General features: G+C 42.0%; 28 protein-coding genes, 1 tRNA gene and 1 pseudogene. 20 read left to right on the forward strand and 10 right to left on the reverse strand.

The annotated features are described in order from the left end of the window. Position 1: 1 nt before the first annotated feature. The 3 genes from argB to PHX29_00140 all read right to left on the reverse strand — a co-directional run bounded on the left by argB (position 2) and on the right by PHX29_00140 (position 2,444). Positions 2 to 802: an acetylglutamate kinase gene (argB, locus tag PHX29_00130; protein ID MDD5604325.1), complete on the reverse strand. Its 801-nt coding sequence runs from the start codon at positions 800 to 802 to the stop codon at positions 2 to 4. A gap of 13 nt (positions 803 to 815) precedes the next feature. Then, complete coding sequence (argJ, locus tag PHX29_00135; protein MDD5604326.1) at positions 816 to 2,033, reverse strand: bifunctional glutamate N-acetyltransferase/amino-acid acetyltransferase ArgJ; 1,218 nt, start codon at positions 2,031 to 2,033, stop codon at positions 816 to 818. Between the two features lie 81 nt (positions 2,034 to 2,114). After that, a complete protein-coding gene (locus tag PHX29_00140) occupies positions 2,115 to 2,444 on the reverse strand; it encodes a winged helix-turn-helix domain-containing protein (GenBank protein MDD5604327.1) in 330 nt (109 codons plus the stop codon). Positions 2,445 to 2,654: 210 nt separating this feature from the next. Between PHX29_00140 and PHX29_00145 the strand changes: the two genes are divergently transcribed. From PHX29_00145 to PHX29_00155, 3 genes are all read left to right on the forward strand, one after another. Next, positions 2,655 to 3,080 carry a hypothetical protein gene (locus PHX29_00145; protein MDD5604328.1) on the forward strand — a complete coding sequence of 142 codons (426 nt, stop codon included), beginning with the start codon at positions 2,655 to 2,657 and terminating at the stop codon, positions 3,078 to 3,080. Between the two features lie 371 nt (positions 3,081 to 3,451). After that, positions 3,452 to 3,527 (forward strand) — tRNA-Lys (locus PHX29_00150). A gap of 165 nt (positions 3,528 to 3,692) precedes the next feature. After that, positions 3,693 to 4,835 (forward strand): tyrosine-type recombinase/integrase, encoded by a 1,143-nt coding sequence (locus PHX29_00155; protein ID MDD5604329.1) that lies wholly within the window; start codon positions 3,693 to 3,695, stop codon positions 4,833 to 4,835. On the opposite strand, the gene PHX29_00160 is transcribed toward PHX29_00155, so the two are convergent. Beyond that, positions 4,832 to 5,428, reverse strand: a complete 597-nt coding sequence (locus PHX29_00160; protein MDD5604330.1) for a helix-turn-helix transcriptional regulator — start codon at positions 5,426 to 5,428, stop codon at positions 4,832 to 4,834. The two genes, PHX29_00155 and PHX29_00160, sit on opposite strands and share 4 nt — an antisense overlap. Positions 5,429 to 5,607: 179 nt before the next feature. Here PHX29_00160 and PHX29_00165 point away from each other — a divergent pair, with 179 nt between their 5' ends. Then, complete coding sequence (locus PHX29_00165) at positions 5,608 to 7,740, forward strand: putative DNA binding domain-containing protein (protein ID MDD5604331.1); 2,133 nt, start codon at positions 5,608 to 5,610, stop codon at positions 7,738 to 7,740. 436 nt (positions 7,741 to 8,176) lie between these two features. Further along, positions 8,177 to 8,737 (forward strand): annotated as a pseudogene (locus tag PHX29_00170) (site-specific integrase). Between the two features lie 255 nt (positions 8,738 to 8,992). Here PHX29_00170 and PHX29_00175 read toward each other — a convergent pair. From PHX29_00175 to PHX29_00185, 3 genes are all read right to left on the reverse strand, one after another. After that, a complete protein-coding gene (locus PHX29_00175) occupies positions 8,993 to 9,676 on the reverse strand; it encodes a zinc ribbon domain-containing protein (protein MDD5604332.1) in 684 nt (227 codons plus the stop codon). 103 nt (positions 9,677 to 9,779) lie between these two features. Next, a complete protein-coding gene (locus tag PHX29_00180; protein ID MDD5604333.1) occupies positions 9,780 to 10,187 on the reverse strand; it encodes an HNH endonuclease signature motif containing protein in 408 nt (135 codons plus the stop codon). 15 nt (positions 10,188 to 10,202) lie between these two features. Continuing rightward, positions 10,203 to 11,090 (reverse strand): NERD domain-containing protein, encoded by an 888-nt coding sequence (locus PHX29_00185; protein MDD5604334.1) that lies wholly within the window; start codon positions 11,088 to 11,090, stop codon positions 10,203 to 10,205. Positions 11,091 to 11,455: 365 nt separating this feature from the next. Between PHX29_00185 and PHX29_00190 the strand changes: the two genes are divergently transcribed. The 5 genes from PHX29_00190 to PHX29_00210 all read left to right on the forward strand — a co-directional run bounded on the left by PHX29_00190 (position 11,456) and on the right by PHX29_00210 (position 14,782). Beyond that, the gene (locus PHX29_00190; GenBank protein ID MDD5604335.1) at positions 11,456 to 12,406 is read left to right on the forward strand and encodes an ABC transporter ATP-binding protein; all 951 of its coding nucleotides are present in this window, start codon (positions 11,456 to 11,458) and stop codon (positions 12,404 to 12,406) included. A 31-nt stretch (positions 12,407 to 12,437) separates the two neighbouring features. Continuing rightward, complete coding sequence (locus PHX29_00195; GenBank protein ID MDD5604336.1) at positions 12,438 to 13,220, forward strand: ABC transporter permease; 783 nt, start codon at positions 12,438 to 12,440, stop codon at positions 13,218 to 13,220. 393 nt (positions 13,221 to 13,613) lie between these two features. Further along, complete coding sequence (locus PHX29_00200) at positions 13,614 to 13,829, forward strand: hypothetical protein (protein MDD5604337.1); 216 nt, start codon at positions 13,614 to 13,616, stop codon at positions 13,827 to 13,829. 1 nt (position 13,830) lies between these two features. Then, entirely contained in the window at positions 13,831 to 14,145 is a 315-nt protein-coding gene (locus PHX29_00205) for a YbjQ family protein (GenBank protein ID MDD5604338.1), read from the forward strand. 253 nt (positions 14,146 to 14,398) lie between these two features. Further along, positions 14,399 to 14,782, forward strand: a complete 384-nt coding sequence (locus PHX29_00210) for a hypothetical protein (GenBank protein MDD5604339.1) — start codon at positions 14,399 to 14,401, stop codon at positions 14,780 to 14,782. Positions 14,783 to 14,814: 32 nt separating this feature from the next. On the opposite strand, the gene PHX29_00215 is transcribed toward PHX29_00210, so the two are convergent. Then, positions 14,815 to 14,937, reverse strand: a complete 123-nt coding sequence (locus PHX29_00215) for a hypothetical protein (GenBank protein MDD5604340.1) — start codon at positions 14,935 to 14,937, stop codon at positions 14,815 to 14,817. A 288-nt stretch (positions 14,938 to 15,225) separates the two neighbouring features. Here PHX29_00215 and PHX29_00220 point away from each other — a divergent pair, with 288 nt between their 5' ends. The 7 genes from PHX29_00220 (at position 15,226) to PHX29_00250 (ending at position 19,749) form a co-directional block, all read left to right on the forward strand. Beyond that, positions 15,226 to 15,477 carry an AbrB/MazE/SpoVT family DNA-binding domain-containing protein gene (locus PHX29_00220; GenBank protein MDD5604341.1) on the forward strand — a complete coding sequence of 84 codons (252 nt, stop codon included), beginning with the start codon at positions 15,226 to 15,228 and terminating at the stop codon, positions 15,475 to 15,477. Positions 15,478 to 15,512: 35 nt separating this feature from the next. Next, positions 15,513 to 16,439, forward strand: coding sequence for an ABC transporter ATP-binding protein (locus PHX29_00225; GenBank protein MDD5604342.1), 927 nt, complete (start codon positions 15,513 to 15,515; stop codon positions 16,437 to 16,439). After that, positions 16,436 to 17,176 (forward strand): ABC transporter permease subunit, encoded by a 741-nt coding sequence (locus PHX29_00230; protein MDD5604343.1) that lies wholly within the window; start codon positions 16,436 to 16,438, stop codon positions 17,174 to 17,176. The genes PHX29_00225 and PHX29_00230 overlap by 4 nt, the downstream gene beginning before the upstream one ends. Before the next feature lie 13 nt (positions 17,177 to 17,189). Beyond that, the gene (locus PHX29_00235; protein MDD5604344.1) at positions 17,190 to 17,930 is read left to right on the forward strand and encodes a hypothetical protein; all 741 of its coding nucleotides are present in this window, start codon (positions 17,190 to 17,192) and stop codon (positions 17,928 to 17,930) included. A gap of 136 nt (positions 17,931 to 18,066) precedes the next feature. Further along, positions 18,067 to 18,510, forward strand: a complete 444-nt coding sequence (locus PHX29_00240) for a DUF3795 domain-containing protein (GenBank protein MDD5604345.1) — start codon at positions 18,067 to 18,069, stop codon at positions 18,508 to 18,510. Further along, a complete protein-coding gene (locus PHX29_00245; GenBank protein ID MDD5604346.1) occupies positions 18,510 to 19,172 on the forward strand; it encodes a hypothetical protein in 663 nt (220 codons plus the stop codon). Before PHX29_00240 ends, PHX29_00245 begins: the two co-directional genes overlap by 1 nt. Positions 19,173 to 19,251: 79 nt before the next feature. Beyond that, positions 19,252 to 19,749, forward strand: coding sequence for a hypothetical protein (locus PHX29_00250; GenBank protein MDD5604347.1), 498 nt, complete (start codon positions 19,252 to 19,254; stop codon positions 19,747 to 19,749). A gap of 28 nt (positions 19,750 to 19,777) precedes the next feature. Here the strand turns inward: PHX29_00250 and PHX29_00255 are convergent, their stop codons facing one another. Beyond that, the gene (locus PHX29_00255) at positions 19,778 to 20,173 is read right to left on the reverse strand and encodes a cation-translocating P-type ATPase C-terminal domain-containing protein (protein MDD5604348.1); all 396 of its coding nucleotides are present in this window, start codon (positions 20,171 to 20,173) and stop codon (positions 19,778 to 19,780) included. Positions 20,174 to 20,301: 128 nt separating this feature from the next. On the opposite strand from PHX29_00255, the gene PHX29_00260 reads away from it, so the two are divergent. The 3 genes from PHX29_00260 to PHX29_00270 all read left to right on the forward strand — a co-directional run bounded on the left by PHX29_00260 (position 20,302) and on the right by PHX29_00270 (position 24,187). Continuing rightward, positions 20,302 to 22,647, forward strand: coding sequence for a TPM domain-containing protein (locus PHX29_00260; GenBank protein ID MDD5604349.1), 2,346 nt, complete (start codon positions 20,302 to 20,304; stop codon positions 22,645 to 22,647). An 82-nt stretch (positions 22,648 to 22,729) separates the two neighbouring features. Then, positions 22,730 to 23,437, forward strand: coding sequence for a PspA/IM30 family protein (locus PHX29_00265; protein ID MDD5604350.1), 708 nt, complete (start codon positions 22,730 to 22,732; stop codon positions 23,435 to 23,437). Positions 23,438 to 24,022: 585 nt separating this feature from the next. Next, positions 24,023 to 24,187, forward strand: coding sequence for a hypothetical protein (locus PHX29_00270; protein MDD5604351.1), 165 nt, complete (start codon positions 24,023 to 24,025; stop codon positions 24,185 to 24,187). A 121-nt stretch (positions 24,188 to 24,308) separates the two neighbouring features. Here PHX29_00270 and PHX29_00275 read toward each other — a convergent pair whose 3' ends face one another. After that, positions 24,309 to 25,790, reverse strand: a complete 1,482-nt coding sequence (locus PHX29_00275) for a hypothetical protein (GenBank protein MDD5604352.1) — start codon at positions 25,788 to 25,790, stop codon at positions 24,309 to 24,311. Between the last annotated feature and the right edge of the window lie 86 nt (positions 25,791 to 25,876).

The raw sequence follows: 25,876 nt of genomic DNA on the forward strand, positions 1-25,876 counted from the left end.
CTTAATCCGGGAATATACGCGTACCGTTATTTCCCTCAATTATTTCGTTATAGAGACTGTGCGGGATGCTACCATTAATTATAGAACAAATAGTAACCTTGTTAGAGGCTGCGTCAAGACAAGCGCGGATTTTAGGTATCATGCCACCATAGGCAACTCCGCTTTCTATTAACAGGCGCGCCGTGGAAGCCGGTATATTGGTTATAATCTTACCGCTTTCATCTTTAATTCCATCGACATCAGTCAGAAAAACCAACCTGCCAGCTTTAAGTTCGGCAGCAATAGCACCAGCGGCGGTATCTCCATTGATATTCAGTAGAGAGCGTTCTCCTCCCTGCCTGTCGTACGCATGAAGGCTAACCGGGGATATTACCGGAATAAAACCCCCTGAGATGATTGCCTGTAGCGGTGCAGAATCTACCTTGACCACTGCTCCGACGTATCCCCTGGCGCGATCCTTGATTTTCCCTTGAATCAGCCCACCATCCACACCGCTAATTCCAATTGCTTTACCACCGGCATCCTGGATTGTAGCTACTATTTCCTTGTTTGCCAGCCCGGCAAGCACTGCGGTAACTACATCCAGAGAGGTTTCGTCGGTTATGCGTTCACCCTCATAAAATGTGGTGGTGCAGTTCTGCTTTTTAAGCCAGTTAGTGACCAACGAGGCACCACCATGGATGATTACAACCGGTTGTCCTTCTTTTTGCAGGCGTATGATATCAGTGATTACGGTATCCCTGCTGTTATATACGGAACCGCCAAGCTTGATAACGATAGCTTTTTTTAATGCATTTTCCATATCAGTGCCTTTGCTAAGTTGTGTACTCGCTGTTTATGGTTACATATTCCTCGCTCATATCACAACCCCAGGCTGTAGCAGTGCCTTTTCCAAGGTTCAAGTTCAAATTAATGACTATTTCTTCCTGTTGGAGCTTGGAACGCAGCGAGGATAACTCAAAATCCAGTACTTTACCTTCTTGCCATATTTTAATGCCGCCAATCGTGAGGCTTAACCGGCTTTCTTCAAATGCGGCTCCGCTGCTACCAGCGGCGCTGACAATTCGCCCCCAGTTAGGATCAGCGCCGTGAATGGCGGTTTTAACCAGGTTGGAGCTAGCGATAGCTTTAGCGACAATACGAGCTTCTTTTTTAGAACGAGCGCCGGCAACATTGGCAGTAATAAGCCGAGTTGCACCTTCACCGTCAGAAACAACCGAGCGGGCAAGAAAAATGCAAACGTGGTCCAGAGCTTCCTGAAACACTCTCATTGCACGGGATCCGGTTTTGATAACCTGATTCCTAGCAAGGCCGTTCGCCATGACAAGCAGAGTATCATTTGTTGATGTGTCCCCATCAACAGTAATCATATTGAATGATTTGTTACCAGCTTTTCTCAGGGCAGTTTCAAGGGCTTCCAGCTCTATAGCTGCATCTGTAGTAATAAAGCACAGGGTTGTTGCCATATTGGGGGCAATCATCCCTGCACCCTTTGCCGCGCCGGAAATTGTATAGTCTCCTCCGCCAGATTTCACTTTAACCGCAATTTCTTTCGGGCGGGTATCGGTGGTCATAATCGCTCTGGCAAAGGCTGCCCCACCTTCGTTGGACAGACTTATTAAAGGCAAATGCCATGCTATCAAGTCAACTGGAAGAGGCTTGCCGATAACACCGGTACTCATTGGTAAAGCGCATTCCGGTTTTAAGTTCAGTCTTGCCGCTGCCAGGTCTGCCATAAAACGAGCATCAGCCATGCCTTTTTCACCGGTACAAGCATTAGCGACACCGCTGTTTACTATCAGTGCCTGGATGCAGCTGGAAGGTAGGCGATCACGGCTTATAAGTACCGGAGCAGCTTTTACCCGGTTAGTGGTGAACAGGGCACATGCATTGCATGGTGCTTCAGAATACAGCAGGGCGAGATCCATATTGTGAGGTGGGTGCTTGTTGATGCCGGCATAGGTTGCGCCAGCTTGAAACCCGCGGGAAGAAGTAATACAGCCGTCTTGAATTTGAATAATATTATCAGACATAAAAGTAAAACATACCTCAACAAATACCAAAGAACCGAATAAATAATATATAAGGTTCACTGGTAAAACTAAGTTTAATAGTTAACTGGAAGGATCGGAAGTTGTGCCGGGGACAGGTTTAGAAGGCAAGGTGCGCCGGCGTTTCCAGCCAAGCATGGCAAGGAGTTCGCCAACTGCAACATCACTTCCTTCATCAACCAGGGGAACGTTAGAATGTATACGATAACGGTTTTTACGACCGGTTTTAATCTTGGTTATGTACCCTTCATTTTCAAGGTCATTGATGATTTTATGGGCGGTGCGTTCGGTAATGCCTACGGTATCACCAATCTCCCGCGCGGTGCTCTTGGGTTGTTTGGCAATGGTTGCCAGCACCAGCCCATGATTAGTAAAAAAAGACCAATCTGCCATTTTCTAACATCCTTAATAGACCAAATTACCCAAACCAGAACTGTTTTGACATAATTGACTAAAGACGGTATAATTATACCTGAAATTGTATTCAAGAATTATAACTATAGCATTAATAGTTATGTGTTAACACTCTAGTTATGATTGACATTAGTATTACATTACGAAGTTTAAATTGTCAAGGGAAGAAGGGGGAAATTAGGGTAAAATATGCTGCAGTGCCTTTTATCATTCTTTGTTGGTGGCGGTTTACTGGCGCTTGTGTCGTTTGTGGCACAAAAAGGTAACGCTACATTAACTATTCTTGTTGCCAACATACCGGTAATGTTTCTGCTCAATGTCTTGAGCACATATCGGGTTGGTGGCGTAGATGGCAGCCTGAACTTTGCTAAAGGCGCTTTAATGTATTTGCCCTTCTACATCATCTTCGTGTTGATTACCATGTGGCTGATACCCCGCCTTGGTTTGCCTGGTGCGCTTTTCCCGGGTTTGCCAATATTTGTTATTCCGGCGTTAATCAGAAGATGGCGAGCCCGCATAAATATGCGTGCAAGGCTGGATCAAACTGCGCACCAACTGGCAGAAGCCGCCTACCCGGCGGATAATACCAGCAACCAAAGTGGCGCTACTGCCTAAAATATTTTAACTCACATGAGAGAGGGCTTAAATTAAGCCCTCTTTTTTTATGATTACCCCTTTCAATTACCACGGGTGTATAATTGGGCATCCATAAACTTATGCCATTCTTGAGCACCCCTATTGTAACCCGGAGCACACTTAAAAACATGTTACCGTTGGCTACCCATATACACGTGTCATTCTTTAACAAAGGAAAGAATCTCACACGGATTGTGCCCGTATTATCGAAAACGTTAGTATAACTAACTCCGGATGATATCATCTGGCACTTAAACATCATACATGCGTAAACGATATTACATAATTGATATATAAAAATATCCGCTTGCCTAAAGTGGCAGATTTTTGCTAGACTTTAATCCGCACGTGGGCCGTTAGCTCAGTTGGTAGAGCACCTGACTTTTAATCAGGGTGTCACAGGTTCGAGACCTGTACGGCCTACCAGTTAGCTTCAAAGGGGAAATGCTCCAATCGTAAGAGGCGCCTTTTAAGGCGCCTCTTCTTTTGTTAAAAAGTGCAATCCGGCGCCCTGACTGATAAGAAAGCCAAAATGATTCCCGCCACTACTTGCCTCACAGTCACTTCACAATAAAGGGGGCAAGTATTACGATGAAGGCACGAAAAAACTTTCGGTGGGAAGACATGGAAAAGGGTGGCATTGAACTGGGTCAACTCATTCAACACTACGAGGTGTTTAACCGCAGTGAAGGAAAATCACCCCAGACGGTATCATGGTATAGCGAAGCTCTTAACGCCTTTCTGCGCTGGCTGCAGATGGAGAACATGCCAACCAGGCTTGGTAATGTTGGCGAGAACGAAGTACGTGCATTTGTATTATATCTATACAGCAAAATAATCAGAGGCAAGCCGCTTTCAAAACACTCAGTTGCCAATCGAGTCCGGGCGCTAAGAGGATTCTACTCGTGGCTTGCTTGGAAGGGTTATACCGATGGGCATGTTCTGGCCGATTTCAAGCCACCTAAAACGACACAGTTGCTGGTTGAACCCCTTACACCACAAGAGATAGACCAGTTATTTAGCAATATTAATCAGAGCACGGCTCTCGGAGCAAGAAACGGAGCTATACTAGCGCTTTTTCTCGATACCGGTATTCGATTGTCGGAACTGGCAAACTTAAAAGAAGCGGACGTCCACCTGGACCAGAGATACTTTAAAGTACTGGGCAAAGGTTCTAAGGAACGTATCGTGCCTTTTGGTGCCGATTGCCAGAAGACCTTGCTTCACTACTACTATCATTTCCGGCAAAGGCCGGCTCATCAAGGTATAGACACGTTTTTCCTGACGCTGGATGGTTATTCTATGACGACTACCGCCGTCAAGTCGATGATTAGACGCCTGGCAAAAGCCGCTAATGTTCCAAGGATACACCCTCATCTTTTCCGGCATACTTATGCAACAAGATTCTTGCTCAACGGGGGTGATGTCTTTTTGCTTAAACACAACTTGGGCCATTCTACTCTTATGATGGTAGAGCACTATCGGCACATAGCCAGCAGATGTTCTTTAAGGGAGGAGAAATCAAATCCTGGAACACCGAAAGGAGATGCAGGCACAAACAATAAATCGTCGCAGAAACTACAACCGGTACCTGCGGGAGCTTGTGAACGCTACTTGATTATGCTAAAGTCTTCGGTTGGAAAACTGTCCCATTTCGCTGACTGCCAACAATGGCTTGTTCATTCAGAAGGCACTGCGTTCCATCCTCATTCTCAAGCTTTGATTGATTTCTAGACACTTTCAACTTCTTGTTGATAATCTTCTTCGACCGATAAATCAGATTCCTTAAAATATGACCTTACATAATCAAGATTTTTATATGTCTTATTTTTGTTTGGTACTTTAGGAAGCTCAGGATTGTAATCAAGTAAATAACTCCATAAACAGCTAATATCAAACTCTTCTTTGCAGTATGGACATGCTGGATATGGGGAAGGATTAACCATTACATGATTAATTTCTATAGGTTCAAGTTGTATAGTAACCCAATCCTTTATTAAAAAAACTTTATTGCATTTCCAACACCATCCATATTCACTAGCAGATTTTTTCACTAAATACTTTGATTTAACAATTTCGAAAATACCATTCTCCAAAGCTTTTACTATTGCCTGTGAGCGGTTCTTTGCGTTTAGTTTTATCATTACGTTATAGATGTGATTTCTAACCGTGTTGATGCTGATACCAAATTGTTTCGCTATTTCACTTTGTTCCTGGCCTCTTGCTAACAAAAACAGCACTTGGAGTTCCCGGAAAGTAACGTGAATGTTATTTTCAAGTATGTAGCCTTTGTCTTCAGCGTTGCCTTCAATTAGCCGTATGCCCATGTTTTTACCCCCCCCCTTCGATAGTCAATATAGCCATATAGTAATAACCACTATATAAATTGTACCATGCCCTGCAATAGTCAAAATTACTAGCTTGACCTTGGGTGTATAATGAGAAAGGTATTTTATAAATGTATTAATAATAGAAAGATTGTCTAAAATATATAATACATAAGTTTATGAAATCAGATTTTGTAAAAATAGACCTTCATGTGCACACGCCGGCATCTTCATGCTATAAAGGCCCCAAGAGTGATGATGAGTATTTAAGAATTCTGCGATTTGCACGTTCTAATGATATAAAGATATTAGGTATATCTGACCATAATTCAATTGATGGTTATAAACGGATTTTAAATATAAAAGAGAAATTAGCCAATGAAAGAAAATCCCTTTCATTGATTACCGACTCTAAGCAAGTAAAAAATAGAATATCAAAAATAGACGATGATTTAGAAATATTTAAAAGTATTCTTATTCTTCCAGCAATTGAATTTGAGGTAAGTAACGGAATTCATTTACTAGTTGTTTTTAATGATACAACCCCAATTGAGGATATACATCAGTTTTTATCTAATGGTGGGTACAATCAAGATAATTTTGGAATAGAAGAGCCAAACGTATTATCTAACTGGGATATTTTCAAATTATATGAAGAATCTGCTAAATATGATTGCCTGGTAATTGATGCTCACACTGATTCTAACAAAGGAATATTAAACACAATCCCTCAAGGCAATACAAGAGCTAATTGTTTTAGTTCCCCTTATCTTGCAGCCGTTTGCTATAGGAGTGAGGAGCAAAAAGAAAAACTGGCGAATACAATAAAATCCCAACGCCCATATTTAAGAAAAACACCTCTTCCGTTTTTAAAATTTTCAGATGCTCATATTGCTGAAGAAGTAGGAAAACCGCTGTCTTGGGTAAAAGTTGAAAAGCTGTCATTTCCTTCTTTGAAAATCGCATTTTCAAATCCGTCGGAGATGGTCTCAACAGAAGAGCCATCTATGGCTCGTATATTAGATGACTTAATAAAGTTAGACAATTCGATAGGGATACCCGATGTTTCAGAAGATTCACAATCATTGTTAAAAAAATATATTTGTGCTTTTGGAAATACAGATGGTGGGTATATACTTTTAGGAGTTTCCAAAAATAAAAGCAAAATAGGCTTAGTTGAGAAAAGTGAAGGAGGCGGACATGCATTAAGCCATATTATCAACCCAATTTTTGAGTGTTTTTCTAATATTGAGCCAGCAGTAAGACCTACAATTACTCAATATAACCTACAAAGCAAAAAACATATATTTTCTATTCACGTTCAAAAATCTCCGACTTTAATTAACATTAAGAATGACAGGCTTGTATATTCGATAAAAAAGGGGACAATAAGTGTTTTAAAGGCAACAGAAATTGAAGCAATAGCCCAAGATAAATTATTGGTTGACATTGAAAGTAAAATATCTAATCACCTATTATCTGTTCAAAATGAGTGTTGTTTAATTAAAAATATATTCTGTTGCTTGCCTATTATTCGTTTTTTTGATTGCCATAGCCATGAAGCTATTTTTCGATTTGAAGTAGCTAAGTCGATAAGCCTAGAGAAAAAAAATATTGATAAGCTAAAAAAAATAGGAATTAATGGTACAAGTAGGGGAAATATATACTATTTAGATAATGTAATACCACCTAGATTAACATCTACATATTTAAGATATAGTATTCCGTTATTCACTTTAGCTAAAGTGAAATTAGATATTAAAAGGAAGGAGACAATATATATTGTTCCTGGCGGAGCAGTATTTTATTCTACTAAAAATTTTCAATTCTTTTCCGAGAGTTTACCTAATATATTAAAGATTTCTGGGGATATCAAACCAAGTGCTAAATTTATTGTGGCTTTTTTGAAATCATCTTTTAATCTATGGTATTTAAAGAATAAATTAGATAATATAGATATATTTCAACCTGAGGTATTTAACAATCTAAGGCTACCTGTTATAAATCTTAAACATAGCGATTCATCCCAAGCTATAAATGAGATACACAATAGTATAGATGAAATAATCAAGTTAGAATCTAATTATTTAGTAAAACAGAGGAAATACAATATAAAAGATGACAAGCAAAGAGAGATACTATCGAAGTTAACAACCGAACATAATTCGAAAGTTGATTTAATAGCATATGATATCGATAAACTCATATACAAACTCCTTGATTTATCCGAAAATCAAATAAATGTTATTGAAGAAAACCTCAGATTAAATGACATATACCTTCCGCCACTTTCTCGACATTGTTTTTGCTAACGAACTTTCCACTACACTAATAAACCAAACATGACATAACGGTACACATCAAAGCTAAATCATCCAATTGAGAGGCATGTCTCGTTACTCAGATTTACATTTAGGGATGTAAATTGTATCTTTTAATCAGGGTGTCACAGGTTCGAGACCTGTACGGCCTACTTCCAATCCTCCATTACCGCTTCTATTATCTCTATTTCTCAAATCCCGCAGCCAGGGAACATCCAAAAGAACCATCAAATTCTATAGGTACCTGCTTATACCATTTACACAGACATGCACACTCTCACCCAATGACATATGCCAGTTCCTATCCACCAGGACCTGCACCAACGGCAAGAACGCCTACTACAGATCCATAAGAGCCTTCTGCAACTGGCTGTACAGACAGGGATACATCACCGATAACCCTATAACAAAGGGAGACCCGCCCAGGATGAGGAAGGTCATCCTTCCGAGTCTTACCAGTGAACAGGTAACGTATCTGATAGATCAAGCAGATAATACCCGTGACAAAGCAATCATCAGCCTGCTTGCAGACTCAGGCATCCGTCTTAATGAACTCATCAACATCAAAGAAGAACATATAGACTTCGAAACCCAGAAAATCATTATCTGGGGCAAGGGCGCCAAGTAGCGGAAAGCTCCTTTCACATCAAGAACACTGAATCTCATAAATGAATATTTGAGCACCGCCAATAATGAGCGTTTCAATATGTGGAACATAAAAAGAAGAGGCATCCAGATCATGCTGTATAGACTGGAGAAGAGGATTGGTTTACGGTGTAATCCACATACATTCAGGAGGACTTTTGCCAGTAATTTGCATAGACAGGGACTGGACATAGAACATATCATGAGGCTTGGCGGGTGGGAGAGCCTGGATATGGTATTGAGGTATACAAGGTCAGTGAAGTTTGAGGAGAGTTTGAGGTTGTATCAGGGGGTTGGAGAGATAAAATGCACATTGTATAATTTGTGTACTTGTTGCTGTTAGTAAGTTTTGGAACTCATTTTATGCGATATAGCAAAATATGATTAGATCGACATGAATGTTCCACTAATTAGAGGAGAGAACATCAAGCTAATTTCTTACTTGTCTTCCGCACCGAGCGCAGAATTGCACTTCAGGGCTAATCTTTCTGCCACGTGAAAAACAATACTCATCAACGGATAACAATTCGCTTGATGGCTCTATGTGTTCAACTCGTTCAACATCCTCTATGATAGGTTCGATTTTGTATGATTCATTTTAAGGTTGTTTCCAATGCCAATTCTTTTTACAATCTAAACAGTGCCCTCGCCAGAGATATTCATAACCAAGTTGAAGTTTCTCATTTTCATTATTTGCTTTTTCACTTACCGAATCCACAATGTTTCTACTTTGACAATAGGGGCACTTTTTTAATTTGTAATCCAAATATTCGTCTTCAAATTTTCCTCCACACCCGCCACAAGTATTACTTCTACCAGAAATAGCCCGTCCGCATTTTGAGCAAAGGTTCACACCCTGAAAATGTGTGTGTTGTTTTTGCGAGGTAGCAAAATTACTTGTGTTTCCGTTACTTAATTCAAATTGTACGCCACATTTTGGGCAAAACAAATCATCGTCTTGTACGATAGTCCCACATTTCTCACAAATTGAATTGTTATTGTTTTCGTAATCATATTTTTGTCTGTTGGCATCTTTGTTGGAATATATTATTGACCCTATTAAGCCCCCAGTGGTGAGAACAGCTCCAGTAGCTAATAATGTTAATCCTAGGGTTTCTTTATTTTCACCAGATTTAATCCTGCTTTCGGTTGTTGAAGACCACACAGGTCTTGCTTCTTCAAGAGGTGTTAATTTTTGTAAATTCAAACCTTCCTGCCACTGAAACATCCCGATAGCAATAAAAACTATGCCGAAAGTCATAATTAGCACAAATTTCTTCATTTAGTCTACTCCTAACAATTTTGTAACATATTGTTTGTTTAAATATCCAAATAGTGTAGAAGCAGATATATTCCAATCAGTTACTATGGAATCTTTGTAATTATTACTTTGGCTTCACGCTTCTTTTATTACTTGGCTTAGTTTTTACAGATGTTGTTTTTGGTTTGCTTGAGGTAGACTTTGATTTCGACTGACCGGTCTTATTCTGAGTAATTTTGGATTTTAATGGGGCACTCTTTAAGGTTGATATTTTGGGTTTAAATGTAGCGCCCTTCTTTTTATTACAAGGTGGACATAGCAATTGAAGATTAGCAGGATTATCTTTGCCACCTTTGGAAACAGGAGTTATATGATCAACTTCAAGAATATCTAATGGGAATTCTCTTCGGCACTTCTTACACCTGTAGCCTACTACTCTTGTGGTTCCAAGCCATATATCCTCTTCAATATTTTCTTGGTTCTGATACTTGGCAATATTCTTTTTGTCAGCTTTGCTAAACCGAAGACGCATTTCTATCACACCTCATTATTGATTACTAGCGGATGTATTAGATAATTTAGTACCACATTTAAAACAAAATCTATACTCGTCTTGGACTTCAGTACCACAATTACTACAAGAAGATACCTCAAGTTTCTTTTTATTCAATAAAGTTCTATATTTACACTTAGGGAAATTTGAACAACATAAAAATGACTCTCCCGCATGAGCACCCTTTTTTGCTTCGCGCGTGATAAGTTTACCTTCTTTGCACTTAGGGCATATTTTTGGAGTGACGTCAGATCGTGCGACAATTGTGTTTAACATTATCGACGATTTCGATTGTTCGGAATGCTTAGATTTTACAGTATGGATATGCTTAAGATGATCAGAGAAGTTTGTGATATTTTGGATTTCTTGTATGCTCTGATTAAATTTTGCAACTTCTTCGTCGGTGAATATGACTTCTTTATGACTAACTATCTCTTTGATATAACTATAGCCATTTGAAAAAGCGCTAGTTTCACATATAACTCCTTGAGGTTTTTCCTTCTTAAACTTGCATCCACCCCAAATATAGACTATGGCGAAAACATTCTCGGGGGGTATTGATAAATATTCAGACAACATGATCTTGTGTTTGTAATTCTGCCGAATGGGATTTGGGTAAGAAAACTTGCCACCATTAATAAAAACAGTCCAAGTTTTATCATGTAAGGAGCCGTATATAACAGAATCGCTATTCCATCTTTTTGTTTCTACTACGAAAATCCCATATCGAGAAACTATTACATGATCTATCTGTGTAGAATCATCAGCGTTTTTGATAAGAACATTGTCATATTTACGATGATACTTGGGATCGAGGATGGTCTGCACTAGTTTGGTTTGGGCTTCTCCGATAAATCCCTTGAAAGTAGACTCTATAGACATAATTTGTATTTTAACTCCAGACAAGGTACCTGTCTACAAATAATAACCTTTTATTGATAATAATAGTTCAATTCGAAGGTTTACTCTGCTATTTCAAATTTTCAATCTAAACTTCACAACCCCAAAACTCCTCCCAATACATCACCCATTCCGCCTCACTCAACTTATCGTCCCCTCCCAAGCAGTATACAATGAAGTGAAAAACAGAATGGATAGCGCCTCCCTGAAATAGGATGCATTGATAACTGGGTGAGTAGACTATTAAAACTTGTTGAACGTGCTTCTCATGCATCCTGAAAGTTGATAGGTGGCTACGTTTATCCTATACTTGCAATTGCAACTGATGTGCTCAAAGACAATTGTGATTGCAGGATAGCGCAAAGATTGTATTAACCAAGATGACGATAATCGAAGCACACAATATTAGCAAAAGATTTGGCGATATTACGGCAGTAGAAGACCTGAATCTTGAAGTCGCCGAAGGCGAGGTACTTGGTTTTCTTGGGCCTAACGGGGCAGGTAAAACAACCACCATTCGTATTCTGGCACGTATCATTGCCCCTACTTCAGGATATGCGGTGATAGCTGGCCATCGAACAGATGGTGAAATTGATAGTCTGCATGAAGTGATTGGATTACTAACCGATACTCCCGGCTTTTATGAGAAGTTGAGTGCTCGTCGGAACCTGGAATACTTTGGCGGTTTCTATTCCAACGTTGATGTTGAAGCTCACGTAGAAAAATACCTGAAATTGATGGGGCTATGGGAACGCCGGGAGAGCCGGGTGGGTACGTTTTCCAAGGGTATGAAACAGCGTCTGGCATTGGCGCGGGCTTTACTACACGAACCGAAAGTCCTCTTTCTAGATGAACCGACCGCAGGGCTTGATCCGGAGGCAGCCCAGGAAGTCAGGGAACTGGTGAAACGACTTAGTAATGAAGGGAGAACTGTTTTCCTTTCGACTCATAATCTGACAGAAGCCGAGCAACTCTGTCATCGGATCGCGGTTATACGGACTAAACTGCTAGCCTTAGACACTGGGCTAAATCTGCGACATCGCTTTTTCCGACGTGAGGTAATTATTCGCTTGGTCGATCCGAGTATAACAATTGTGGATGCAGTGAGAAAACTTACCTTTGTCGAAGATGTAAAAGAAGAAGACGGTCAATTGATTATTGGGTTGATTGAGCCGGACAAAAATCGTCCCGAATTAGTAAAAGCCATCGTTGGCGCCAGTGGTAAAATTCTCGAGGTTTCGGAAAGAGAGCATCCCCTGGAGGATATATATCTGAAACTGATTCGTGAGGAAAAATAAGGTGGGCCGCAAGCGGATTGTTAACATTTTATTGAAAGAGTGGCAATTCTTATTTACAGATATTAACACTACCTTACTTGTTACTATTTTGCCTCTGCTAATTATCGGGCAATTGATTCTTTGTATCTGGCTGGCAGTGAATTTCGCCGGTGAATCAGCCCTTAATATCACAATCTTTCAAAATGCCCTGGCAAATCTCCAAAGAGCTACGCCAGAAGTAGCATTACTATCTGGAGGCGAACGGTTTCAGGTGCTTCTTCTCAGTCAATTCAGTTTCTATATGCTCCTAATTCCAGTAATGATTTCCGTCAGCGTGGCTACCTTCAGTATTGTTGATGAGAAACTTTCGGGAAGCCTCGAAGCTTTACTGGCAACTCCGGTTAAAACATGGGAGCTTCTTTTAGGTAAAACCCTGGCGGGGGCTATTCCCTCATTAATCGTTACCTGGATTTGCTCCGGTATCTTCTTGCTGGCGGTGACAGCGATGGGATGGGGCTATCTCCTTGATATGGTCATGACCCCTGTCTGGTTTATCAGCCTCTTTCTATTCACGCCTGCTGTTACCATTTTAAGTTTTCTGCTGGGTGTTATTGGCTCCTCCAGGGCAAAAGATGCCAAAGGCGCTCAAAATCTTGTAGTTCTCGTGGTTTTACCTGTATTGGCGCTGATTGCCCTTCAAATAAGTGGAATTATCTGGTTTACTGAATTCTCAGCACTTATTATGGCATTTGGTATAGGTGTGGTAGATTATTTTGTATTACGGATTGCTGTACAACTGTTTCAGCGTGAGTCCATTGTTGTTAGATGGCGTTAGTATAACGAATCCTTCTTAATGACTTTGAAAAGACTTATGCCAACGACGACCTTGTAACTCTGGTTATCGTTCTAGTTGCAGGTTTGAATGTCACACTTACTCAACTTGTTACCTCGAATTTGGCGGGGAAGAGTATACGAAAGCTAATCGGATGTAAACATTGATGACCACAAACCCGAATACCTTAATAGCCCTATGCTAGAATAGAAACATGGAACCAAATTTTATTTTCCGAGAGATTCAGAGGGCGAAGAAGAAATCGTCTGTCGTCTTCTCATGGAATGTTTTGGTAAATTCGTTGCACCTGGATACAGTCAGGAGGGTAATTTTGATAGCTTCAATTTGGGGAATTATCGTGTATAATATTCAAGATCAATAATCAAGGGGAAGAGAATGAAAAAAGTCGGTCTGGTATTATTGGCTATATCCGTTATTGCGTTGATTGGAGCGATGATCTGGGTAATGGTAACTGGGGCTGAAAGCATCCCTGTTGTTATGTATGTTATTTTCGGAGCAGCCGGATTAGGTGTCATTATTCTGCTGGCTGTAGCCATATACGAAAGTAAGAAGCAGGGAAAACAGGAAACATTTGAAAGGAGAAAAAACTAAGATGATGGTAGTGACCTCGCCTACGATTCCGGGCAAAAACATTGTTAAGACAATTGGACTAGTAAGGGGTTCAACAATTCGCGCCAAACACTTGGGCAAGGATATCATGGCGGCCTTTAGAGGTGTAGTCGGTGGAGAAATTGGGGAATATACTGAAATGATGGCAGAAGCCAGGGAACAGGCGCTTCAGCGCATGATAAAGGATGCTGAAAGTAAAGGAGCCAATGCAGTAATTTCTCTCAGCTTCGGCACATCTATGGTGATGCAGAGTGCGGCTGAATGTATTGCTTATGGCACAGGTGTGATAATCGAATAATAAAATAATACAAATAAAGTTATTTATATTTCAGCACCAAGGAATCTGCATTGACCACAGGCCAATGCCCCGCCCCAAATCAGGATGCATGCCAGCCTGACTGAGGACTCCTGGTAAAGTTGACATATCTGCTATACCACAGGTAAATATCGTGTCAAAGCAGCCTGGTATTTAAATGCCTTTTTAATGCATTAGCTTTATAATATTGGCTTGCTCATCAAAGGCAGACCAATAACAGCACGGAAGAGTAATAATGTTAAAACGATATGCACTTTATCTGGTCCGCTGGCAGCTCAGCACTCCCATCCTGGCGCCTATTATTGCCCTGGTAAAGGGTTCCTCTTCTATCTTCGGTACAGCCGAAGAGTGGCTGGCAGCTTCAATTGCCAACCTTATCGGCGGGCTTATCTTCTTCTGGGTAGACAAGCTGATCTTTACCTCAAAACTGGGCTCGATCTGGCACGTTAAAGAAAACATCATCTGTGTTGACTGCAATCATCCGGCTGCAAGAGGTTACCGGCTGGTAAAATCCATCAACTATGACCGCAGCAAGGCAGACTCAAAATACAGATGTGAGGCCTGCTCGATCGCCAAGGCCAACCGGCTCAGGCAGAGCGGGGTTGATCTGTACCGTTAGGTCTATCTGACCATGTTGAACGACAACAGTGTTTAGCCGGCAGCAAGGGACATGACAATAGCCCCGTTTACGGCTACGTTGAGAGACTCTGCCCGGGTTCTGTCAATAGGGATGGAATACAGGCAATCAGCTATTTCCTTTACCTGCTGCGACAATCCAGCTGCTTAGTAACCCAGAACTAGCACCAGGCTTTTGGATTTAAGCATGCTGCTCTCATGCTGTTTTTTATAGGCAGAGGGTTGTGTTAATACATCGAAGCCGACTGCTTTACCATCTAGCACGTTTATCATCCCTCCCCCAAGAGAAATCAGCTTTTAAGAAATTGTTTATCACCCCAAATATAGCCCAGATTAGATTCTCGCTTGACAACCCTTACGAGAGACCCTACGATTACTTCGTTAGATAAGGTTTATCTTGTAATGCTTACTCAGGCGAAGGATGATATGGAAACTTCAGAGGGTAAAAGGTTTTACGGCTCGGTAACAGTAAGCAAACGAGGTCAACTTGTCATACCTGTATACGCCCGGAAGGATTTCAATATCAGGGCTGGAGACAAGCTGCTTGTTTTCGGAGACCTGGAAAGAGGGCTTGATCTTGCCACTTTCGACATTATGCAAAAGACGATGGAAGGCACCACGGGCTTATTTCGTGAAGTTGGGTCAACAAATAAACCAAAGAGAAAACCTAAAGGGTAAATATAGCCTGAAAAATATTACCGTGAGGATATCAAATGAGCACAGCGATAAGCCTGGAAAACGTTAGGAAGACCCTGGGGAACAGGGAAGTTTTAAAAGGAATAAGTTTCACCGTAGCAACAGGGGATATCTTTGGCTATCTCGGCCCCAACGGAGCTGGTAAGACTACAACCATTAGAATACTTCTGGGATTGCTTCAGGCTAATTCCGGCAGTTTGGCTATTATGGGTTCGGACATTAATCACAGTGAAACCAGGAGAAAAATCGGCTTCGCCCTCGATCCAGACGGTCTTTACGACAACATGACGGCTGAAGAAAATCTGGAGTTTTACGCACGAATTTATAAATTATTGGATGCCAGACAGAAAATAGTCGGACTCCTTAAAGCTGTAGGCCTAAGTGACAGGGCAACAGATAGGGTTGGCGCCTATTCCAAGGGTATGAGGCAGAGGCTAGCTTTGGCTAGAGCCATGGTCCATAATCCCGAGGTACTCGTCTTAGATGAACCTACAGCGGGAGTGGATCCATCGGGACAGATAGAAGTGAGACAAATTATGCTCGACCTGGCCCATAAGGAAAACAAGACTGTATTCCTGAGCTCCCACAACCTGGATGAGGTACAGAGAATTTGCAATCGTATTGCTTTGATTGACCGAGGGGAGATAAAGCTTTATGGTGAAACAGAAAGCCTACAGCGTGGGATGGGTGGTAATACTGTTATAATCGAGACAGCCGGTGAGGCTCCTGAGACATTGCTGGATGAACTAAAGAACCTACCTCAACTGGGGCTGAAGGAAAAGAAAGGAAAAAGCCTCATTTTCTCACCGCAAGAGGGTACAGGGGTCTCGGACATCATAAGCTGGCTAAGTGAGCGTAAGGTAAAAATCGAAAAAGCCACCCGGCAGGAAGCCACACTTGAAGAAATGTACACATCCATCTTAAAAGAGGTAGAGCCGGTATGAGAGACATAGCACTTATAACTACCACCAGTATTGGAAACAACCTTCGAATGAAGATCGTAATCGCTGTGGCAATAGCGGTGGTGTTAATATGCGTTGCCAGTCTAGTGGTAGCCTTTTGTATTTTGGCGATAGCTCCGGCAATGAAGGCAGAAATACCCGATCGGCACATGTTGGAAACCTTTCTCTGTGTAGTCGTTTATGGCTCCTCGCTTATTGGTATCGGAGTAAATATGAACGTGTTTGCCTTCCAGACCATGACAAAGGAAAAGACCAGAGGAAACATAGCATGCCTGTTGGCGACACCACTTAAAGTGAGCCATATTTGGATAGGTAAAAGTCTGGCAGTTTTCCTACCTGGGTTAGTTTTAGGAGAAGTCCTTGGTTTAATTTCACTGCTAGCGGTCAATTATATTTACTTTGTTCCGAGTGTAGGTTTTCTGATCAATCCCTGGATAGTGATCAGCAGCTTTATAGGGGTACCGCTTATCTATCTTAGCTTGAGCCTGCTAGTGCACATAATTGGTTTCAGTGGTAAGCCAGCTACTGGAAATGTTATTGTTCAGGTATTTTTACCCGTCTTTGCTTCGTTAATGATCAACCTGGCAGTACACCAGGTCCTGGATGCCTCATCATGGTCATTCACAGTGACGAATCTTGGCCTGGCTGGGGTGATCGGCGTTATTGCTATTTTATTGAGGCCGCGTCTCACCAGAGAAAGGATTGTCCTCTCGCAATAGGAGCTTGACAACTATGGGCGTTATTATCCAAAGAGACTTCCGGGAACTCAGACAAACCAATGCCTTTCGGATTATGATCATAGTAGCTACCGTGGTTACCATTGCCGCAGCAGCGGGCATTAGTTACGCTTTGAGCAGGCAAGCCTGGTTGGGAGAAGAGTCAGCTAGACCATTGTTGGAATTAATAATAAGTCTGGTTGCATACTTCTTACCTCTTCTTGTACTTATGGCTTTCACCTGGTCGTTTGCCAGCCTGCCTATAACTAAAGAAAAAATCAATGGCAATATTGAGTGCCTCTTAGCTACGCCGATCAACCCCATAGCATTATGGATGGGGAAAAGTGTGGCAATTTTCCTGCCGGGGTTTGGTATCTCTGTTATATCCACATTCCTGGTATTGCTAGTAATCAATTTGACAACGATTATTCCCTCTCTAGGTTATTTTGTACTGCCAGTCCCAGCGATGCTAACCGGCTTTATCATAAATCCCTTGCTGCTCTTTGGACTGCTTGCATTCATGGTACTCGTATCTCTCGCCAATAACCCAGATATAGCAATAGCGCCGTCGTTTATAGTCGGATTTGGATTAATGATGGGACTCCCGATAGGGATTGCTACAGGAGCTATTAACTTAGCCTCATGGGCTTTTGCTTTATGGTATTTTATTGGAACGGCTGTCGTCTGGGTGGTTGTAGGTTATCTTTCCCGCCTCTTATCTAAAGAGAATATCGTGTTATCAAGCAAAGGAAGTTAGCATCGAAGTCGTAATAATCAAGGTGAGAGACTAACAAATACCCTGCTCATTGGATACAATGTGAATAAGCTAACTTCATACAGTACTTAATAGTATTAAATATAGGAAATTTTCTGGTAATGAGTAGTAAACGGAGATGGAAGAGAGACTTATTGCCCCTTGTGGGATGAATTGCGGGTTATGCGTCAGCTACCTGGCGATGAAAACCGACCTTAATAAAAAGGGGTTCGCCAGAAAATACTGTCCTGGCTGCCGGCCGCGTGGTAAAAACTGTACCTTCATGGCACGACAATGTGATCTGGTGGGAAAAGGGCTTGTACGTTTTTGTTATGAATGTGAGAAATTTCCTTGTACCAGGTTAAAAGATCTTGATAAACGTTATCGCACCAAATATCACATGAGCATGATAGAAAACCTCAACTTCATAAAACAGCACGGCATTACAAAATTTTTAGAAGAGGAAGCAGTAAAATGGCGCTGCCCTGGATGCGGCGGGATGATATGCTGCCATAACGGACTGTGTTTAAATTGCAGTCTCGATAAGCTACGTCTAAATAAAAAGTACCGGCGGGGAGGATAATGGTTGAAAGATATCGGTTCACCCGAGAGTCTATGCACGTTGGAAAAGCTGCCGAGTACATATTTTCATTCCAGACCACTGAAGGTGATATCCGCGGGTTTATAGGTAACCAGTATGCCACCTATTACACCGGCTATATCCTGGCTCTATTGATTCAGGCAGGATATGTTGATGATCCGCGTGTGGAAAAGGGGATGCAGTGGCTGCTTAAAATGCGTCAGGATGATGGCGGATGGACAATTCCCATACTAACCCATCATTTCGATGGTAGGACTATGTACCGTTTGACATCATCTTATGAAGAACCAGTGGAACCGGTCAGGTCACAACCTCTTTCACACAACTGGACAGATATGGTGTTAAAAGCGTTTGCTGTTCATCCTGTGTATCGCCAATTAGAAGAAGCCGGAACTGCCGCCAATCTCCTGAAATCAAGATTCTTTCAACCTGATGTTTATTCTTCATACAAGGCAGCCAGCTATTGGACAAGGTTTGTATTTTGGTGGCCTAATCTTTTAACAGCCATGGAGGCTCTATCATTATTGGGATTTGCCGCGGAAAATCCGGACATCAACAAAGGAATCCAGTGGTTCTTCGACAAAAGAAAAGAAGACGGCTTTTTGGACTGTTCATACAACAGCAGGGAAATAAAGCAGAGTTAAAGCTATTATCTCGAGCTTATCTGGCTCGGCTTCAGAATCTGCCGGATGTTGCAATGGTATCACAGATAGGAGGACTAGTATGGCATCATTAAAGGAATATATAGAAGAATATCAAAAACAACTGGAGAAGGGCGTTGTTCAAAAGGCTTATCAAGGCTTGATGGGCTACGTTATGGATTTGAGGATGCATTTTAGCAAGAAATACCCTGATTTTGCACCCGGGAATATTTACCAGGGCTATATGGATATGACATACTTTCCGATTTTCCCAATAGAATTGACAAGCAGAAAATTGAAAATAGCGATAGTACTTATTCATGAAAAAATCAGATTTGAAATCTGGTTAGCCGCACAGAATAAACAGATTCAATCAGAATACCGGAAATTGTTTAAGGAAGATGACTGGACGAAATACCGAATACCCGCAGGTGGAAAAGGCGTTGATTCGATTGTGGAATACACCTTAGCCGATAACCCTGACTTCGGCGATTTGAATGCCTTAACAAAGCAAATTGAGAAAGATACATTGGCTTTTATCGACGAGATCGAGGACTTCTTATATAAACATCATAGCTAGAGCTGGATAAGTACAACAGGTTCCGGGGTCAAGGCTCAATTTGCATTGCCGCTTTTCTTTCTTGCCACCTTATAACGGCTTTACTTATCTCCAAGACCGGGAAGATAGTCCCGGCGAGGAGCGTAACTATCACCCATTCAAGGACAGCTAGGGGATACGTATTGAATAGATCATTAAAGAGTGGCACCTCAATAATGATCCACATCAGCACAATTTGTGAAAGTACGGCGAGATTCAGCCATGTATTTTTGAACATACCAATCTCAAATATAGACTTCTTGTCAGAACGGAAGTTGTAGGCTTTGAAAAATTGGATCATGACTAGTGTAAGGAAGGTGAGGCATTGCGCCTCTACCATGCCTTTGCTGGCCAGCCCCCAAATCTTTATAAATGGTAACATTACATAATAATCTATTGCTTGCATTGATTTAATGGTCTAGAATTAAGCTGATAAATTTTTAAATATTATTTAGCTCAACAGTACTAAACACAGGTAAATAGTGGTTTATTAACTCACAAATATTTATTGTTATAATCAACTAGTCAGGAAATATGAAGAATAAATTTTTACTTGCGCTTTTCATCACGAGCTTTGTTTTACTTGGTAGTATTACTAAGCCTGTATTTGCGCTTAATTACGATCAACTTACTGTAGTAGATGATGCTGGGATTTTTGGAGATCGGATTGGAAGCGTTGAACAGGCGGTTGATGAGCTATTAGCTCTTGGGGCAGATGTTCGGGTCCGGACAATAACAAGTTACGGAGATGCCGGAAACCTGGATCGTTATGAACAGCAAATTGAACAGAACAGTCCTTCATGGACTGATACCGACGGTGTACGTAAAAACAACCTGATAGTGGTTTTGATTGCCCTTGAAGAACGAGAAACGGGTATATATTTTGGCTCATTTTGGGATGATGTACTTGGTGACAAGTGGTTGTCTATACAGAGTGAAATTATGAATGCCTATTTTCGCGAGGGGGAATATGCAACCGGTACTGTTAAGGGGTTGGAGGAGATCCATCGTTTGATCGAGCAGGACGGCCAGGTTGAACCACCCTCTCAACAATCTAGTGTGTTCTGGTGGATTTTGTTGGCTCTTGGGGTCATTATGGCTGTTGGCGCCTTGTTGTTTCTATGGCAGAGGAATCGGAGCCAGGTTAAATCTTCCAGACAAAAAGCCCTGCTTGCCAAACAGGGGGCTGCAGCTGGAATAAATGAGTTGAACGACAACTTGAAGATGCTTGAAATTAAAGTAAATGTAATTGGAGTAAGAGCATCCTCTGACCAGGTAGATAATCTAAGCCGTGAATTGGGTAGAGCAAAACTACTGGCAGCGCAAAGTTCTGAGCGTTACAGTCAGTTAGCCCATAGTGCCGGAAATCCGGAAAATCCCAAAATGGGAGAAGTTGAGCTCAAGAATATCGAAGCTGAATATAGAAAACTTTTAGATAAAGTGGATGAAGCCCGGCAGATTGCAAATAACACAGATGGGCAGGCTGAATCCGTCTTACGTATTATAGATGCTTTTCCAGAAAAGGCAGCACGTACCAGCAGGGCGATAGAAGACGCTCTGACTAAAATTGAACAGCGAAAAAAAGATGGATATAAGACAAAATACCCAGCTGAGCTTCTGTCCGGCGGGAGCCTGATACTCGACCAGGCCAGAAACGAGGCATCTGGCAAGCGGTTTGAACAAGCACTTAAGCTGGTTGATCAGGCTGATGAGCAGATACGAAAATCAATACAGGCTACCGAAAACTTGCCGCAGAAAAAGGAGCAGGCAACGATAGCTATTGGCTCACTGCAACAGCGTATAGAAAAAATTAAGGAATTTATAATTCAGGGCAGAGATAAATTTGAGAGTCTTGCCGAGCAATACAATGAAGACTCATGGCAGTCTGTCCAAGGCAACGGCACTGAAGCTGAGAATAGGGTGATCTGGGCGTTGCAAGCGCTTGAGCAAGCGCGCCAGGCTTGCGATGAGCAACAACAAGAATGGCATTTGGCATTGGAGCTTATCAGTAATGCTAATGTTTGGCTGGATGATTCCCAGGCTCTAATTTCTTCTCTTTTTAAATTAGAGGAGAACCTGAAAATCGAACAAAGCGCCGCCCCGCGGGAGATTGCAGCAGCTAAAGCCGATATCGATTTGGCATGGGATTATATAAACAAGTATGACGAAGATATTCGTGAGAGCCTGGAGGAAGAGCTCAAGGTAGCAGAAGAAAAAAACAACCTTGCCGGGGAAGAGCTGGGAAGTGAAAAACCGGATTATTTTAAAGTCAATAAACTGGCTCGTGAGGCAAACGAATCTGCCGATAGAATACTAGCTCAGGCACGTAACGAGCACGAGGCTGCCGTGCGTCTACGGGCAAAAGCAGAAAGTACCAAACGAGACGCGAGTGCCAAAGTATCGATAGTCAGGGAATACATAAACGACCACCGCGCTGTGGTAAAAAGTAGCGCCATAGGTTATTTGAACAGTGCAGAAGTAACACTAAAACAAGTGGAGAGTGCCGGCAACGCTCAGGATCAGCTTTCGCTGGCAAAAAAAGCAGAAGCAGATGCAGATAAGGCTTACAAAATAGCTAAAGAAGATGTGAACGGAAGCTTCCAAGGGCCATGGCCAATTTCCGGCAACACAACAACCGGCACCTCGATTGATATTGCTCCAATACTATGGACAGCGCTGGGCAGTATACTAAGCAATAGCGGAAACTGGGGATCTCAGCGTCCTGCAAATCCCCGTCCTTTTGGTACCAGCACTGGAGGCAGTCGGCCTTCCGGCCGGTTTTCAACTCCAAGAGGCGGCTCAACAAGCTGGGGTTCAAGAAGTAGCTCCTCCAGTAGCTTTGGCGGAGGCCGCAGTAGAGGGGGTTCTTCGCGCTGGTAGGTTACACGCCCGAGATTGATTGAAACGACCACAAATGTGGAATAGAATAAAAAGACAAATAATCATAATCTAGGAGGCTGACATGGCAAGTTTGTTCGAAAAGGCACGTATCGCAGCCCTCAGCGCTGCCCATTCTTTGCTGGATAAGGTGGTTGACTTAAATTCGATCGGAGCTGTCAAACAATATGTGAGAGACTTGGAAAACGCCCTGGAAGATCTGGAAGATGCCACTGCAATCGCTTCCGGACATGTTCGCACATTGCAGAGAGAAGATGAGCAGATAAACTATCAGATCAAGGAACTCAACCAGAATATCGACTTTATTCTGAGCGACAATAAGCCGGACAATGACTATCTTGCGACACCTCTGGAAGCCAGGCTAATTGGTTTAGAGCAGCGAGCGACTACTAAAGTCCAGGAGATTGATGCTGGGCAAAAAACAGCCAGGGCTCTTTCGGAGGCGGCTTCAACTCTCAGGACCAGGTACCAGAATATGTTACAACAGGTTCAGCGATTAGAAGCAATGGATATGGCTACCAAGGCTAAAGAGAATGCCGCCAAAGCCATTAAGGAAGCGGGCAAGATTGCTTCGACTGGCGGCAACGTGTCTATTGATGCTGTTGCAGATCGTATTCAACGCCGGGCTGACGTTGCTGATGTCAGGTTCGAGAGAGCTTTGGGCGAAATGAACGATGAAGTCAAGAAAGATGTAGTTATTGCTCAAGCTCAAGCCAGGTTGGAACAGCGTAAAGCTCGACTTGGAAGTGGCGGTGAGCAAAAAGCTCTTTAAATAGCAACCGGTAAAGACCGCCGCCAGAGAAATACTTTAAAATGGGCAATCCATATTTGAATACTGGCGGCGTTAGACCTGCCTTAACGATTTGGTATTTTGTTGGCCAATCGTCAACAGATATTGCTACATTCTCCAGCTGGGAATGTAATTCATCAGGTAATTCATCAAGAGCTTCTTTTACCAGCCGCTCGAATTCCAACCGTTCCAATTTATTGGCTCCCTTACAGTACTTAGTGTATGCAATAAATTATATGCCAAGCATTTCTATTTTTATACCTCTTAGCGTAGACAAAAGATACAAAAAGCCTTCAGATATTTATCCACAAACGGTAAAATATATTCTTACTCGCATGAGAGTTTTGCTAGAATTCAAAAGGGTCATTTCTAAAAGGACAACGACAAATTGGGGAAGCTGAAGATGAAAAATCTGTTGATTGCATGGCACAAATCCTAATGGATGAGCCCGATTACTTAGAGCAGATAAAAGAAGAACCTTAAAAAACTAATAAAGTTATTGAAGAAGTAAAAAAGAAGGCTGAAGAGCAAGCTCGTGCTGGTATTCCAGATACCGGAGTCTACAGCATGGTTGTATGTTTCCTCGGTATAGTTGCAGTGGCTGCCATTATTGGATCTATTATTTTAGTGAGCATAAAAACGGACGTGCCGGATGCATTAATCGCATTGGGTTCTGCTGCAGTAGGTGCCTTAGCTGGCCTGTTATCTCCGTCTGCAAAAGGCTCTGAATAAACCACTTGGTTTACGATATCAGATACATTAAACTCTGGGATGCACAAATACAGTGGGGCTTTAGTTGCCCCGCTGTATCATTCGAGTTTGAGTAACCATAAACGAAGTGTTTCTTAGATGATTATTCTCCGGTCATATCTACTATTTCTACCCATTCCGGCAAATCGAAAAGCACAGTATCCGGGGTGACCACCGGGTTGAGGCTTATCCCAATCCATTCAAAAATAGTAACAACATCTCCGGCGTATGATTCCATTCGCCAAACAAGCCCGGTTTCAAGTTCTATCCATACATAGGTGCTCGAGCCATCCGTATAACTGAATTTGAAAACAGTGCAGGCACGCTCATGAGTTATATCATGAATTACATCATGCCCATCAATAGTAACACCTGTGCAAGAGCCATCATCAGCGCACAATTCGCCAAGTTCAATGAGGGCATCCTGCTCTGAAAATGAATGCAGATAAAATTTGGTTAAAAGTGAAGTTATTGCCGTGAAGTCAGCACTTTCATCATTTGCTCTTACTTTGGGAACGATTGTTTCCATGGGCACAAGCAAGTATGCAAAACCGGAATCATAAATAATGGTAAGTTCCTCAAAGCCATCAGGGCTTTCGATATCAAGATCAATGCGGGCTTTTTCACCCGCTTTCCAATAGGTAAATACTATCAATTCCTCGCCTTCGGTAATGTTTATGACGTAATATAAATTAGGCCCTAGCTCATCACGTACTTTAATCACCTCAAAAGGCAGGGAAGCTGCTACCTGACCGTCTATAGATAAAACCAGCTTGTATTCACCGGCTGGAAAGCCGACATCCGGCTTACTTAGCAAAAAGGACAAATACTGCGGGCCGTCGACAGTAATTTCGGCGCTATCGATTTCGTAATTGGTTACACCATCAAGTTCGCCTTCAATATAAATCCATGAAGAATTTATGCTTGTACCGGCGGGAGCGTCAACCAGTTTTACGGAGCAGAAGATAGCCTCCGCATTATATTCGAATACGGTATTCGGTCCAATCGGCTTGTTGTCATCCGTAACCGCATTTGCCATAGTAGCTTCTGTGAGCCTGGCAGGATTGCTGATTGCTGTAGTTATAGTTGGCGCATGTGAAGTTACAGGAGTGGTGGCTGGTTTTGTTTGGCTTGTAGATTCCAGAGAAACTACCTTAAATTTCAAGGTTTCAGGTTCTTTTTCATCTATTGTAAGAACCAGTTTATAATTGCCAATCGGGAAACCTGTATTGGGTCTGGTTAAAGAAAACATCAGGTAGCGTGTTCCGTCGGTAGTGATACTGTAACGGTCGATTTCGTAATTGGTTAAGTGTTGTTCCTGGCCGTTTTCATATATCCAGATGCCTGTTACAGTGGTATCGGCTGGAGCGTTGGACAACTTGACCGAACAAAATATCTCAGCGGTGTTCGCATAAAATGTAGTGGTTGGATCTTGTGGTTTGAAATCACCGGTTACTCCGGTGGCCATGGTGGCTTCACTCAGCTTGGCTGTAGTGAAGGAAACTTCTTTGCCGCACCCGATCGTAAGAACCATTACAAAAGAAAGGCAGAACAAGAGCAGAAAACGAAGATTGGAATGTCGCATCACGGTTCTCCTTGTATTAAAATATGTATCTTCACTTAACGGCCAAGAAAATATTGATGAATTGTAAACCATGAAATCAATAATGT

It is taken from the genome of Dehalococcoidales bacterium (genome assembly GCA_028717385.1).
Taxonomy (GTDB): domain Bacteria; phylum Chloroflexota; class Dehalococcoidia; order Dehalococcoidales; family CSSed11-197; genus CSSed11-197.

Coding starts and splice junctions, on each gene's coding strand:
- PHX29_00160 (MDD5604330.1), bottom strand. CDS start 5,428: ATGGGCATACGGCTAATTGAAGGCAACGCTGAAGACAAAGGCTACATA.
- PHX29_00230 (MDD5604343.1), top strand. CDS start 16,436: ATGAGAGACATAGCACTTATAACTACCACCAGTATTGGAAACAACCTT.
- PHX29_00145 (MDD5604328.1), top strand. CDS start 2,655: ATGCTGCAGTGCCTTTTATCATTCTTTGTTGGTGGCGGTTTACTGGCG.
- PHX29_00140 (MDD5604327.1), bottom strand. CDS start 2,444: ATGGCAGATTGGTCTTTTTTTACTAATCATGGGCTGGTGCTGGCAACC.
- PHX29_00210 (MDD5604339.1), top strand. CDS start 14,399: ATGTTAAAACGATATGCACTTTATCTGGTCCGCTGGCAGCTCAGCACT.
- PHX29_00205 (MDD5604338.1), top strand. CDS start 13,831: ATGATGGTAGTGACCTCGCCTACGATTCCGGGCAAAAACATTGTTAAG.
- PHX29_00155 (MDD5604329.1), top strand. CDS start 3,693: ATGAAGGCACGAAAAAACTTTCGGTGGGAAGACATGGAAAAGGGTGGC.
- PHX29_00180 (MDD5604333.1), bottom strand. CDS start 10,187: ATGCGTCTTCGGTTTAGCAAAGCTGACAAAAAGAATATTGCCAAGTAT.
- PHX29_00240 (MDD5604345.1), top strand. CDS start 18,067: ATGGAAGAGAGACTTATTGCCCCTTGTGGGATGAATTGCGGGTTATGC.
- PHX29_00275 (MDD5604352.1), bottom strand. CDS start 25,790: ATGCGACATTCCAATCTTCGTTTTCTGCTCTTGTTCTGCCTTTCTTTT.
- PHX29_00235 (MDD5604344.1), top strand. CDS start 17,190: ATGGGCGTTATTATCCAAAGAGACTTCCGGGAACTCAGACAAACCAAT.
- PHX29_00260 (MDD5604349.1), top strand. CDS start 20,302: ATGAAGAATAAATTTTTACTTGCGCTTTTCATCACGAGCTTTGTTTTA.
- PHX29_00270 (MDD5604351.1), top strand. CDS start 24,023: ATGGTTGTATGTTTCCTCGGTATAGTTGCAGTGGCTGCCATTATTGGA.
- PHX29_00265 (MDD5604350.1), top strand. CDS start 22,730: ATGGCAAGTTTGTTCGAAAAGGCACGTATCGCAGCCCTCAGCGCTGCC.
- argJ (MDD5604326.1), bottom strand. CDS start 2,033: ATGTCTGATAATATTATTCAAATTCAAGACGGCTGTATTACTTCTTCC.
- PHX29_00200 (MDD5604337.1), top strand. CDS start 13,614: ATGAAAAAAGTCGGTCTGGTATTATTGGCTATATCCGTTATTGCGTTG.
- PHX29_00220 (MDD5604341.1), top strand. CDS start 15,226: ATGGAAACTTCAGAGGGTAAAAGGTTTTACGGCTCGGTAACAGTAAGC.
- PHX29_00185 (MDD5604334.1), bottom strand. CDS start 11,090: ATGTCTATAGAGTCTACTTTCAAGGGATTTATCGGAGAAGCCCAAACC.
- PHX29_00250 (MDD5604347.1), top strand. CDS start 19,252: ATGGCATCATTAAAGGAATATATAGAAGAATATCAAAAACAACTGGAG.
- PHX29_00225 (MDD5604342.1), top strand. CDS start 15,513: ATGAGCACAGCGATAAGCCTGGAAAACGTTAGGAAGACCCTGGGGAAC.
- PHX29_00245 (MDD5604346.1), top strand. CDS start 18,510: ATGGTTGAAAGATATCGGTTCACCCGAGAGTCTATGCACGTTGGAAAA.
- argB (MDD5604325.1), bottom strand. CDS start 802: ATGGAAAATGCATTAAAAAAAGCTATCGTTATCAAGCTTGGCGGTTCC.
- PHX29_00255 (MDD5604348.1), bottom strand. CDS start 20,173: ATGCAAGCAATAGATTATTATGTAATGTTACCATTTATAAAGATTTGG.
- PHX29_00175 (MDD5604332.1), bottom strand. CDS start 9,676: ATGAAGAAATTTGTGCTAATTATGACTTTCGGCATAGTTTTTATTGCT.
- PHX29_00165 (MDD5604331.1), top strand. CDS start 5,608: ATGAAATCAGATTTTGTAAAAATAGACCTTCATGTGCACACGCCGGCA.